Source organism: Roseivirga sp., from assembly GCF_049099775.1.
Classification (GTDB): domain Bacteria; phylum Bacteroidota; class Bacteroidia; order Cytophagales; family Cyclobacteriaceae; genus Roseivirga.
Genome location: NZ_JAGDZM010000007.1, coordinates 646,668 through 659,585 on the forward strand (window position 1 = coordinate 646,668; position 12,918 = coordinate 659,585).

General features: G+C 39.0%; 10 protein-coding genes. 5 read left to right on the forward strand and 5 right to left on the reverse strand.

The window, feature by feature from the left end:
- From JXQ92_RS13975 to JXQ92_RS13985, 3 genes are all read right to left on the reverse strand, one after another.
- Window positions 1–753, reverse strand: a complete 753-nt coding sequence (locus JXQ92_RS13975) for a LytR/AlgR family response regulator transcription factor (protein WP_421987240.1) — start codon at window positions 751–753, stop codon at window positions 1–3.
- Window positions 750–1,790: a sensor histidine kinase gene (locus JXQ92_RS13980; protein ID WP_421987241.1), complete on the reverse strand. Its 1,041-nt coding sequence runs from the start codon at window positions 1,788–1,790 to the stop codon at window positions 750–752. The genes JXQ92_RS13975 and JXQ92_RS13980 overlap by 4 nt, the downstream gene beginning before the upstream one ends.
- 156 nt (window positions 1,791–1,946) lie before the next feature.
- On the reverse strand, window positions 1,947–2,345 hold the full coding sequence (locus JXQ92_RS13985) for a hypothetical protein (RefSeq protein ID WP_421987242.1): 399 nt from the start codon (window positions 2,343–2,345) through the stop codon (window positions 1,947–1,949).
- A gap of 197 nt (window positions 2,346–2,542) precedes the next feature.
- Here JXQ92_RS13985 and JXQ92_RS13990 point away from each other — a divergent pair, with 197 nt between their 5' ends.
- The 5 genes from JXQ92_RS13990 to JXQ92_RS14010 all read left to right on the forward strand — a co-directional run bounded on the left by JXQ92_RS13990 (window position 2,543) and on the right by JXQ92_RS14010 (window position 7,836).
- Window positions 2,543–2,851, forward strand: coding sequence for a PadR family transcriptional regulator (locus JXQ92_RS13990; protein ID WP_421987243.1), 309 nt, complete (start codon window positions 2,543–2,545; stop codon window positions 2,849–2,851).
- 4 nt (window positions 2,852–2,855) lie between these two features.
- Window positions 2,856–5,498 (forward strand): FtsX-like permease family protein, encoded by a 2,643-nt coding sequence (locus JXQ92_RS13995; RefSeq protein ID WP_421987244.1) that lies wholly within the window; start codon window positions 2,856–2,858, stop codon window positions 5,496–5,498.
- Between the two features lie 73 nt (window positions 5,499–5,571).
- Complete coding sequence (locus tag JXQ92_RS14000) at window positions 5,572–6,402, forward strand: alpha/beta hydrolase (protein ID WP_421987245.1); 831 nt, start codon at window positions 5,572–5,574, stop codon at window positions 6,400–6,402.
- A gap of 91 nt (window positions 6,403–6,493) precedes the next feature.
- The gene (locus JXQ92_RS14005; RefSeq protein ID WP_421987246.1) at window positions 6,494–6,853 is read left to right on the forward strand and encodes a SnoaL-like domain-containing protein; all 360 of its coding nucleotides are present in this window, start codon (window positions 6,494–6,496) and stop codon (window positions 6,851–6,853) included.
- Window positions 6,854–6,963: 110 nt separating this feature from the next.
- The gene (locus JXQ92_RS14010; protein WP_421987247.1) at window positions 6,964–7,836 is read left to right on the forward strand and encodes a lysophospholipid acyltransferase family protein; all 873 of its coding nucleotides are present in this window, start codon (window positions 6,964–6,966) and stop codon (window positions 7,834–7,836) included.
- 1 nt (window position 7,837) lies between these two features.
- Here the strand turns inward: JXQ92_RS14010 and JXQ92_RS14015 are convergent, their stop codons facing one another.
- Window positions 7,838–10,345, reverse strand: coding sequence for an ABC transporter permease (locus JXQ92_RS14015; RefSeq protein ID WP_421987248.1), 2,508 nt, complete (start codon window positions 10,343–10,345; stop codon window positions 7,838–7,840).
- Between the two features lie 69 nt (window positions 10,346–10,414).
- Window positions 10,415–12,916, reverse strand: coding sequence for an ABC transporter permease (locus JXQ92_RS14020; RefSeq protein ID WP_421987249.1), 2,502 nt, complete (start codon window positions 12,914–12,916; stop codon window positions 10,415–10,417).
- Between the last annotated feature and the right edge of the window lie 2 nt (window positions 12,917–12,918).

Genomic DNA, 12,918 nt, shown 5'->3' on the forward strand with positions numbered 1-12,918 from the left:
TTATTGCCCCGCCCAAAGTTTAAAACTCAATACCCTTTCTCTACTTACTATTACCTCAGTTTCCGTTGATGGCGATAAGTTAAGCAGTAGCCTGCTGTTGAAATAAGCATGTATTTCTTGAACAGCATTTAGGCTAACTATAAATTGACGGTTGATTCTAAAAAAGTCTTTGGGATTTAGTTCATTGATCAGTTGATCGAGGGTATAATCTATCGGAAGGCATTGATCTTTTGTTTGCAAATAACTTAATCCATCATGATAGTAGAAATATGCTACATCTTGGGTGAGTACGCTTTTAAATTGCATACCCACTTTCACTAAAAATCGTTCCCGAAAAGAAGGCATGAAATGTTTGCTCAAAGCCTCAATTTTATCTTGATAAACGCCTTGTTCCGTTTTATGAATTTCCTCCAGTTTATTTATCGCCCTTACAAGCTCCTTGCTGTCGATAGGTTTAAGTAGGTAGTCGATGCTGTTATATTTAAAAGCATCTAGGGCATATTCTTCGTAGGCGGTGGTGAAAATTATGTGAGGGTAGCCTTTTAACTTCTTAAGTATTTCGAAGCCAGTACCATCACCTAATTGAATATCTAGAAATATAAGATCTGGATACTCATTTTCGCTAAACCAAGCCAGAGATTCATTAACAGAACCAAGTATTGAAAGTACTTCAATATGAGGTAATGATTCTCGGATCAGCTTGGCCAACCGTTTTGCCGAAAGGGCTTCATCTTCTATAATGATTGCTTTCATAAAGTCGATAGGTCTTGATGTATCAGAGGGAGTTTCACCGTAAAGAATCCATTTTCTTGGTCGACGATAATAGGCTTATCGATCAGCATTAAATAACGATTATTAATGTTTTCGATACCTATTTTGGTTGGCTTCTCTGTCACCGATCTCTTATTGATATTATTACGAACAATCAAGTATTCTTCATCCTCACTGTAGACATCGATGACCAAGGGTTGTTCCTTCGAAAAGTAATTGTGCTTTAAAGCATTTTCAATAAGCATTTGCATGGAAAGGATCGGGATCTTAAACTTTTCTCGATCTGTAGCTATATTGATATTTACGACAAGGCTGTCGACGTGTCTAACTTTCAATAGGAATGTGTAATGGTCTAAATATTCTAATTCTTTATTCAATGACACCAACTGACTACTCGTATCAAGCACATATCGATAGATTTTTGAAAGCTTTGATACAAATTCAACGGCTAGCTTAGGGTCGTCTTCAATGACTGTACTCAAAACGCTGAAGCTATTGAATAGAAAATGGGGTTTAATCTGATCTTTTAAACTTTCAAATTTAGATTGAGCGAGCTCTTTTTGGATTAATGCTTTTTCACGTTCTGAAATTCGACTGTACTCGAAATAGATCATGAAGGTCTTTGAAAGAATGATGAGCCACGAAAGAACAATTCCTTGCGCTATCGTTGTGATTAGGCCCGGTTCCCAATCTTCTGGGCAACAAGAAAATTCAGGGATTAAGATCTCTGTATGAAAAAATGACGCTAAAACTATGATGGGTGCCGTAACAAAGCAGTTTCCCCAAAAGAATTTTAATAAGGTTTTATGTTCAGTAAGGCGAGTCTTGTAATGCTTTATAAGGTGCCTTGCGCTATAATCTAATACTTCAAATACGGCTAATACAACAAGTAAAGTAAAGCCAGCAGAAATAAAACTCGCCGGTTCCCATTCTAAAAAGTGACCTGAAGTAACCTTATAAAAAAGGAAGACTGAGAGTCCGATGGTAATCCTTATGGAATAGATTTTTCCCTTAGACATTTTCGAATATACAAAAGAAGCGGTCTTGATATTAGAATTCTCCTTTGGCTAATGATTGACTTTAATTTATTAAGGAGAAAAAAGAAAAGCCATTGTATCAATTAGAATTGAAAACAATGGCTTTGAAGGTTAGCCAAACCCAATTTAGTTTTATCGTTATTCTTCTGCTGAGACTACTTTAACCAGAATAGTAGCACCTTTTACAGCATTGCGACCATTGCCATCTACTTTCAAAATGTACATATGATCTCCAAGTGGCGTATTTTGATCAACTTTAATTTTGACACCGTAAGTAATCGGGTTCTCAGATTTTGAGTTAAACCAAAAATTGACACCATCTTTCCCTTTGGCTTCAGGTGCACCAAGGTTCAATTTGTATTTCTTGGCCTTTACCACCCACATGTCAATATTCATTTCTTCACCCTGTTTTATCGTTAGAGTGTATTCTTTAAGCCGAATAGCATTGCCTTTTTTAGGCTTCGTTAAGTTTTGTGCAAATGAAGAACTAAGTCCAACTATCGTTAGAAGCATTAGTGTGATTGAGAGTTTTTTCATAGTTGTTTGTTTGCTCTAATTGACGCTTTTAAAGACCTAGAGACTATCGTTTTTAGCTGAACTGTATGATCATACTGGTGAGTTGTGAATTAATAATTCTGGGTTGTCTTCAAGTTTATATTCTACAAAAGTTGATATAATAGAAAAATATACTAACCTTTATGTTCTACAAAAGTTGATGTAATAATTGTACTCACATGAAAAACCTTGGAAACCTTGAAGAGACAGTCCTGTTACTGGTTATGATTATGGAAGAGCCTTATGGTTATGCCATTGCGGATGAATATCGAGATCAGACAGGTCAGCAGATCTCAATAAGTGCTATACATACGGTGCTCATGCGCTTAGAAAAAAAAGGTTTATTAACCTCGAAAATGGAAGGTTCAACGGAAAGCCGAGGGGGTAGACGTAAACGAGTATGCGAGGTGACTGGACTTGGTCGGTCGGTTATTCAGTCTTTGAAAGAGAACAGAATGAAGCTTTGGAGTCAAATTCAAGGAATCTAACGCTATGGAAAACAATCAACCTCCTCAGCATTTACAGAATTTTCTCAACTGGTTCTGCGATGATGAATTGGCAGAAGGTATTTCTGGTGATTTGTATGAAGGCTATCGCTATAAAAGTGAGAATGCAGGTCGGCGCGCTGCGAATAGGTGGTATTTCATCAACGTACTAAAATTTTTAAAACCACAATTCATGCAAAAGATTAAAAGGACTCAAGATTTTACACCGAAGTTTGGGAACTACTTTAAGGTAGCCGTCCGTAATGTCAGTCGACATAAGTTAGTAGCTGGTATAAACCTTGTTGGATTAACCTTAGGTCTTGCTGTGATGATATTCTCTGCAGAATATTTAAGGCATCAGTTAACTTCTGATCAATACATGGCTGATTCCGATCGGATTTATAGAATCGTTAGAAATTATCGTTCTCAGACTTATGCTAACCTTGGCTTTCCTGGTCAGTTTGGTACTAGCAGACAGGGCCAATTAGTAAATATGCAATCGTTCGGTGAGCTACCAGAAGTTGAAGAGGTGGGCCAGTTTGTTATTTCCAATAGTGACGTAATGGGGCGTGGATTCTTTGTACGTGCCAATGAAAGGAGGTTTCGTGGTGGGCCAATTCTTTATACCAATACACCGGAATCGCTCCAGAATATTTTTGGGTGGAATTTTCTTCGTGGAAGCATGCCCACTAATAAAGAAGGTGTAATTCTGACTGATAAAGTTGCCAGACGTTATTTTGGAGAATCGGCGAACGAGGCTGTAGGTAAAAGCATAAAAATAGATGAGAAGGCATACGTAGTGAATGGTGTAGTTAAACACATTCCAGAAAACTCTCACTTCGATTTTAACTTGATTGCCGTGGTAGATAGTATACCGTATAGCTGGGGAGCCTATACCTATGCAAAACTAGAAGAAAGCACAAAAGACATTGAGGCAGTAGGAGACAAGATTACTAAGGCCAGCTACTTATCAGATCCTGATGCAGAAACAGATCCATTAGAAAAAGGGCTAGCGTTGCAACCGTTGAAAGATATACACTTAGGGTCAGAATATTTATATGAGATAGAACCAAATGTAAAGCCCGTTTACCTGTATTTGTTTGGTGTGGTGGGTTTGCTGGTACTGATTATTACAATTACCAATTACGTTAACCTAGCCGTGGCCATCAACGCCAATCGTTTAAAAGAGGTTGGAGTCAGGAAAGTTATTGGCGCCAAGAGAAAAGACGTTTTTACCCAATTCATGTTCGAAGCGGTATTATCCACTTTAATTGGCCTTTCATTCGCCATTCTTATTGTCTACACCTTATTGCCTCAGTTTAATCAGCTTTTATCAGTGAATTTAGCTTGGTCTATCATGGTTGCACCAAGCCATCTGCTGCTTTATGTTCTTTTCAGTTTGTTGGTGGGAATCATCAGTGGAATTTACCCTTCGGTTTTACTCTCTTCCAGACCGTTACTTGGGTTATTAGGAAAGCATAGGAATTTGAGTATCGGTAAAATGAGCCTCAGAAAGATTTTACTAGGTATGCAATTTTTCCTACTTGTGTTGATGACTGGGTTTGGGTTTTATGTTAATAGACAATTGAAATTTGTGACCGAAACCGATCTAGGCTTTGAAAAAGAAGGGATAATGAGTTTTTACCTGAGCGGTTTAGATAAAATCAGACCAATTACCGCGAAGCTACTAGCCAATCCAAACATAAAAGAAGTCGGGCGAGGAGGGACACCGGCTAACCTGCCTTTTAATACGGTCACCTACAAATTTGAGAATAACGATGAAGTTTTTGACGATGCGAATCAGGTCTTTATGGATTATGCCACGGTGAAGATGTTGGGGTTGAATTCGGCGGCATTTACTTCGTTGGATGAGGGTAAAGAAAAGGTTGTGCTACTAAATAGGGCCGCTGGAAGGAACTATGAAAGACTAACAGGCGAGCCGATGGAGAATTTAATAGGACAAAACTTAATCCAAGAACCAGAATGGACGCAAGATGACGGAACTGTAGGTGATCCAGAATTTATAGATGGCTTCATTGAGGACTTCCATTATTTTTCAAAAAGAGAGTCCTTCAGTCCGCTGTTTATTCAAGTCTATAACGATTTGCCATGGGGCTACGGCTTAAATGTCAAAATGGATACCGAGAACCTATTTGAAACTATGAGTTTTATCAGAGAGGCTTATGCAGAAGTGGAGAAAGAGAGACCATTCAACTATAAATTTTTAGACGATAAACTTCAATCTCTTTATGCCGAAGAAAGTAAAGTTGGGCTCATCGTTAAGATATTAAGTATTCTATCAGTGGTGTTGGCTTCTGCCGGTCTGATCGGTTTGACCTACTATAATGCGAAAATGAAACAAAGGGAGATTGCCATCAGAAAGGTGCTTGGTGCCGACACACGTCACATTTTAAAGCTTATGTCCCAAGACTTTTTCCGCATTGGCCTTATAGCACTTGTGGCCGCGCTACCATTGACCATCTATGCCATAAACTTGTGGTTAGATAATTTCGCTTTTCACATCGATACCGAACTTTGGGTATTGTTGGTGATTGGTGGTTTGGGGCTCTCGATCATGCTGTTTGGCGTATTGACACAATCTTATCGAACTACTCGAATAAACTTAGTTGAGCCTTTAAAACAAGACTAACCTTTATCTGATTAGTGAGTATTAGGTGGCTAATGTCCTCTTAATTCTTTTATCTTTCTGACAAAGAGGATATATGAGGACGCTGACACTATTTTGGGCCATTTTACTATTGTTTTCTTGTCAAACGGTAAGACAAGATAAAGCTGGAATATCATCAAGTCAGATAACAATTTTTGAGAACGAGTTGACGATTGAAGGCTTGGATAGAGCTAGAACTATCCGTGTATATACACCTCCAGGTTATGCCGAAAGTGACCAAACTTATCCGGTACTCTATATGCATGATGGTCAGAACCTGTTTGAAGATTCAACATCTTACGTTGGTGAATGGGGTGTTGATGAAAACATGGATTCGTTGAGCAAAAACAATGGACTAAATCTTATCGTAGTTGGGATTGATAATGGTGGAGATAATCGTATACACGAACTAACCGCTTGGGATCATGAAAGATATGGGAAGGCCGAAGGGAAGGAGTATATGAAGTTTGTGGTGGAAACGGTGAAACCATTTATCGATGCAAAGTTTAGAACAAAACCAGAAAGAGCAAATACTGCAATAATGGGAAGTTCCCTTGGCGGACTTATTTCTCATTATGCCATATACGAATACGCAGGTACCTTCAGCAAAGCTGGCATTTTCTCGCCATCCTACTGGTGGGGAAAAGGCCCTTTCGATCAGGTTGAAAACATTCAACTGCCTACTGATACTCGCCTTAATTTTCTAATGGGAGGTAAAGAGGGAGAGAATATGGTAAGACCCATGGAGCAAATGGTTGCCAAGGTATTGGCGAAAGGTCACCCAGAACATAACCTCACTTCAAAAATTAACCCAGAGGGTGAACACAATGAGAAGTTGTGGAGGGCCGAATTTCAAGAAGCTATTCTTTGGCTTTTTAAAGATTGATAATCAGTTGATTATAATTTATTTGTTACGTTAATGAACTTATTTTAATCATATCAATGTTGTAACATTGAAAATTAAAACAATCAAAATCATGTCACAGCAATCAAATATTGAAGAGAATCTAAAAGACTTATTATCACTTTTAAGCAAAGGACAATTCATTGAGGCACAAGAGAAATACTTGTCTGATGATGTTACGCTTACAGAAGGGAACGATACACCGAAAGCAGGTAAGGCCAACGTTATTGCACAAGAGAAAGAAGTGCTTTCTGGTGTAGGTGAGTTCATTCGCTATGAAGCAAGCAACACGGCAGTTAATGGAAATGTCAGTTTTTATGAAGGTGTAATGGAATACATACAAAAAGATGGAGTACATGTAAAAGTGGAACAAACCGTAGTAGACAAGTGGGAGAATGGCAAAATTGTGTCAGAGCGTTTCTACCATGCTTGATATTAAGTGCAATCGAAAAAAAGGCACCTGCAGCGGTGCCTTTTTTATGCCTTTTCTTAGCCAAAACTTTACTTTTGCCGTAGGTTTAAAACACACTAGCAACACACACCATGTTTTTCGTCAAACTGCTTTCTTATTTACCCTCGTGGTGCCTTTATCCTTTCGCTGAAGCAGGAGCATTTTTGGGTTATCATATACTGCGCTATCGGAAAGAAGTAATATTGAATAATATAAGTGCCGCTTTCCCGGAAAAATCTGATACTGAAGTCAAGAAGATTGCACGTCAGTTCTATCGTCATTTTTGCCAAGTGTTTATAGAAATGATTTTAGCCTATAGCTATACAAAAAAAGATTGGCAGAAACGTATGCCCATTACTAATCCGCAAGATTTATTGAAATACTTGGACAACGGCGTACCAGCCATATTAATGTCCGGGCATGTAGCAAATTGGGAGTGGCCAGCCTTCTCATTTGGCCGACAGTTAGAATATACCGTTGAGTTTCTTCATAAACCTGTAGATAAAAAGGGTTTTGAAAAAATTATGCATCAATTAAGAACTCGGCATGGAGGTATTCCCATTCCAAAAGATGATGCGCTCAGAGAAATAGTGAAACGCAGAAAACAACCACGAATAATCGGAATTATCGGAGATCAATTACCTGCTAAGGGAACTGAAAAACAGTGGTTAAATTTTTTAAATCAGGAGACCGCATTTTATGTGGGTGCCGAAAGGATAGCCAAGTTAACACAGTATGTGGTTTTTTATGCCGACATAAAGCGCAATGGTTTAGGTAAATACGAAGCGACTCTTAAGGAAATAGCCAAGCCACCTTATCGTAAAGAGTTTACAGGTGTAATTGAAAAATATGCTGCCTGTCTCGAGGAATCTATTCAACGAAATCCTTCAGATTATTTATGGTCTCATAAACGGTGGAAGTATACAAAAGCCCAAGAAGAGGCCGCTTTAAGTGGTAATACTTAAGTTATTCATCCCTTAATACTTCAACTGGATTTCGGTTTGCCGCCCGTAAAGATTGGAAACCAATAGTAAGCCAAGCGACTAATAAAGAACCTATGGCAGCTGCTAAAAATACGGCAGGACTCATGGGTGTTTTATAAGGGAAATCTGCTAACCAACTGTCAACGAACCAATAGGCCAGTGGACTGGCGATCAGCAAAGAAATAATAATTAGTACCGTGAATTCTCCTGTGAAAACATACATCAACTTAATCACTGATGCGCCAAGAATTTTTCTAACCCCTAACTCCTTTTTTCTTTGCTCAGCTGAAAAGGCAGCCAAACCAAACAGTCCGAGGCATGCTATGCTTAAGGCCATTGCGGTGAAAACATTGAGTACTTGTCCCATTTGTTGTTCAGTTCTGAAAAAACCTTCAAAGTCTTGATCCATCAACGAATATTCGAATGGAACTCCTGGGTTTACTTCCGTCAGCTTGTTTTCAATATCGTTTAAGAGCACAGATAGATCTGACGCTTTTTCAACAAAGTCATTGTTCAGTCGAACAGAAATAAAATCTCGTCCACTTTCCCACATGCTATCGTTTTCTTCGTGGACGATCATTAGTGGACCAATTTCGTACTTGACGCTATTAAAGTTGAAATTTTTCACAACACCAATTACCTCGAAAAGGATTACTTCATCACCATTTGCCCAAGCCCATGTCAGTTGTTTCCCTATAGGCGAATCTGCACTATAATTTTCAGGAATACCCCATCCAAAATCTTTCACAGCGGCTTCATTAAGAATGACTTTGTACTTATCCGTTGCTCGATTTTCATCAAATGTACGGCCAGTAGAAAAATCTAAATTTAAAATGTCTAAATATTCTACGGTAGCCCTTAGCCTACTAAGGTTTATGCCATCGCTTTCCATATCATCAGAGGTCTTATATGAATCCTCTCCCCATACATTGGGAGGAACTGCATCCGAAAGCCCAACTGCTTCAAAAGCAGGATTCGACTTCAATAAGGTTTGAAAAGTCTCTTTATTGGCATCATTGAGCAGGTGCATATTATGGATTTGCACAATGTTCTCGTTGTCAAACCCTAGATTGGCTCTAGAGGCATAGTCTAATTGCTTCTGTACAAACATGGCAGAAATGATCAAGGCAATTGTAATTGTGAATTGAAAGACTACCAACCCGTTTCTTACTGATTTTCCTTTAAAACCAGTGCTTAATTTGCCTTTAAGCACTTGGATAGGATTGAATGAGGAGAGATAAAAAGAAGGGTAACTTCCGGCAGCCACTCCTAGTAGTAACAAAAATCCAGCTAAAAGGGCTATGAAAGCGGGATCGGTAAGTTTATCAGTAAGCGAAAGACTGGTATTGGCTAGTGTGTTAAAGGCATTCAAAGAAACTTCCGTTACCACTAAGGCAATGATGGTGCTCACTAGAACAAACAAGACCGACTCAAGGATGAACTGTTTTATGAGTGCCATTTTTGGAGAACCCAATGTCTTACGGATACCCACTTCTTTAGCACGATTTGCGGATCGTGCTGTTGATAAATTCATGAAATTAATACTGGAGAGTATTAAAATCATTAAGCCAATTAACCCTAATATTTGAACATATGTAAAATTCCCTGAAGGACCGAATCGAATACCTGATGTAGGGGCATAGATGTATGCATCCTTAATGGGTTGCAGTGATAATGTCCATGCTTTACCATCGACAAAATCATCGTAGCTTTTGCCTAGTGCTCGAACACCAGCCCACTTTGGAGGGATTGCCTGAATTTTTGCATTTAAAGCCGACATGTCAGTGTCTGGTTGTACCAGTCCGTAGGTGCCGAAGGTTGTCCACATCCATTGAAACTCCCTTTTTTTTATGTTAGGGTAACTATTCATAGAAGTGAGCATATCGAATTGAATATGTGAATTGGCTGGAAGGTTAGCTGCAACTCCAGTGACGTTGAAGGATTTTGACTCTCTTCTTTCGTCTTCAAGTTTTAGGGTTTTACCTATTGGGTCTTTATCACCGAAGTACTTTATGGCCATTTCTTCTGTGATCACCACGCTTAATGGAGAAGTTAATGCCTCTTCCAAGTTTCCTTTTAACAATGGAAAAGAGAAGATTTTGAAAAAGTTACCCTCCGCAATAAAGACTTTATTTTCTCTAAATGATACTTGGTTACCCTCATCCGTTTGGTAGGAAACAAAATATCTGCCGGGTGCTTGTAGACGTGTTACTTCTTCAAACTCCGGTACGTCAGATCTTAAAGCAACGGCTAAGTTTGGCCCTGTCGAGGCAAATTCCTCATCCCAGTCACCCCAAACCATCGGTTGGTGAATACGATAAACCCGATCTCCTTTCTCATGAAAATTATCATAAGACATCTCGTTCATCACATAGAGTCCAATAAGAAGAGAGGCGGTAATCCCAATGGACAAACCCAAAACGTTTAATAAAGTAAATTGCTTGTGCCTATTTGCGTTTCTCCAAGCTATGGTAAACATGTTAAGTAGCATAGTGATCAATTTATCGGTTATGAAATGGTGTAATGTTTTTGTTGCGTTGAAACCTTGCTTTAATAGGCCTTATTCATCCCTTAATACTTCAACTGGGTTTCGGCTTGCCGCCCTTAAAGATTGGAAACCAATGGTGAGCCAAGCGACTACTATGGAACCCAAGGCCGCAGCAATAAATACTACAGGGCTAATTGGTGTTTTGTAAGCAAAATTACCCAACCAACTATCTACGAATAGATAGGCAAGCGGACTTGCTATGAGTAGTGAGACAATAATGAGCACTGTGAATTCTGCGGTAAACAGATACATCAGTTTATACACTGAAGCGCCTAATACTTTTCTTACACCAAGTTCTTTTTTACGTTGCTCAGCAGAGAAGGCAGCTAATCCAAATAGGCCAAGACAGGCAATACTCAAAGCCATTACGGTAAAGACATTTAATACCTGACTCATCTGCTGCTCGCTTCTGAAGTAGCCTTCAAAGTCTTGATCCATCAGTGAATATTCAAAAGGAATCCCTGAATTTACTTCGGATAGTTTTGATTCAACATCATTTAAAAGGTTGGTAAGGTCTGATGTATTCTGAACTACATCACTATTCACCCTGATTGAAATAAAATCTGTACCACTCTCAAACATTTGATCATTATCTTCATGGATGATCATTAAAGGACTTATCTGATATTTTACACTGTTGAAATTAAAGTCTTTTACTACCCCAATTACCTCGAATAGCGCATCCTGACTGTTGGGGTATGTCACGTGTTTTCCTACAATGGAATTCACTGAGTAGTCTTCGGCTACTCCCCAGCCCAATTCTTTTACGGCAGATTCATTCAAGATGATTTTGTATTTGTCCGTACCTCTTGTTTCGTCAAAAACACGCCCTTCTAAAAACTCTAAGTCAAGAAGGCTTAGGTATCCTTGATCGGCCCTCAAACGATTAAGTGTTATAATGTCATTGTCAGGACCGTAGGCTTTATATTTATCTTCATTCCAAATATTTGGCGGTATTAGATCTGAAAGGCCTACTTCTTCAAATGCAGCATTGGACTTTAATAAGGTTTGAAAGGTCTCTTTATTATTGTCATTTAGCAGTGCCATATTATGGATTTGAATCACATTGTCATTGTCAAATCCAAGGTTAGCATTAGATGCAAAGTCCAGTTGTTTTTGAACGAACATGGTACTGATGATTAATGCAATGGAGATAGTGAACTGAAAAATAACGAGTCCGTTTCTGACTTTTTTACCTTTAAAACCAGCGCTCAGTTTCCCTTTAAGCACTTCTATTGGATTGAAAGAGGAAAGATAGAAGGCTGGGTAACTGCCAGCTGCTAAACCCAGAATAAATACGAATGAGACTAGGCTGGTAAGGAATACGGGTTCTGATAATTTCTGGTAGAGTGACAATTCAGTGTTGGCCAGTGTATTGAATGCATTGATCGATATTTCGGTTGTTACTAATGCAATGACAGTACTTACCATTACGAACAGAATTGACTCAAAGATAAACTGCCGGATAAGTATGTTTTTAGGCGAGCCAAGTGTCTTTCGAATGCCCACTTCTTTAGCCCTGTTGGCTGATCGGGCCGTGGACAGGTTCATGAAATTTATACTGGATAGTAATAATATCAATAGACCTACAGCACTGAATATTTGTACATATACATAGTTGCCAAAAGGCCCTAATCGGTTACCGCTGGAAGGAGAATGAATATAAGCATCCTTTACTGGTTGCAAGTATAAGGTCCACTTTTTACCCTGAACATAGTCTTCGAAAGTTTGCCCAAAAACACGTTGAGTTTCCCCTTCTGCCCACTTAGGAGGTATTGCTTGAATTTTTGCTTCAAGTCTGGCAATATCTGTGTTTGGTTTTACCAGTCCGTAGGTTACGAAAGTAGTCCAGATCCACTGCTGCTCTCTTTGCTTTATGTTCTGGTAAGAACTCATGGATGTCAACATATCGAACTGGATATGAGAATTCGTAGGGAGGCTTTGAGCAATTCCACTTACTCTAAATGCATTTGAATTACCGCCTTGATCTACTTTTAATGTTTTTCCGAGGGCTTCTTCTTTACCGAAATACTTAAGCGCCATTTCTTCTGTAATGACAATGCTAAAAGGTTCGACAAGTGCCGTATTCGGGTCTCCTTCGATCAGAGGGAATGTAAATACATTGAAGAAGTTTCCTTCGGCAATGAACAAACTATTCTCGCCGAACGATTTTGGCGAGTCGCCGTCTGGTTGATAGCTAACTACATGCCTTCCTGGGGCCTGTAGTCTCGTTACTTCTTCAAACTCGGGAACATCTGCTCTTAGTGCAACCGCCACGTTTGGTCCGGTAGAGGCAAACTGATCTTCCCAGTTTCCCCAAATCATAGGTTGATTAATGCGATAGATCCGATCTCCTTTCTCATGAAAATTGTCATAAGACATCTGATTCATCACGTAAAGTCCAATAAGCAGGGATGCAGTAATACCTATTGATAAACCCAGAATGTTAAGTAAGGAAAACTGCTTGTGGCGTATCGCATTTCTCCAAGCAATGGTGAACATGTTAGATAACATAG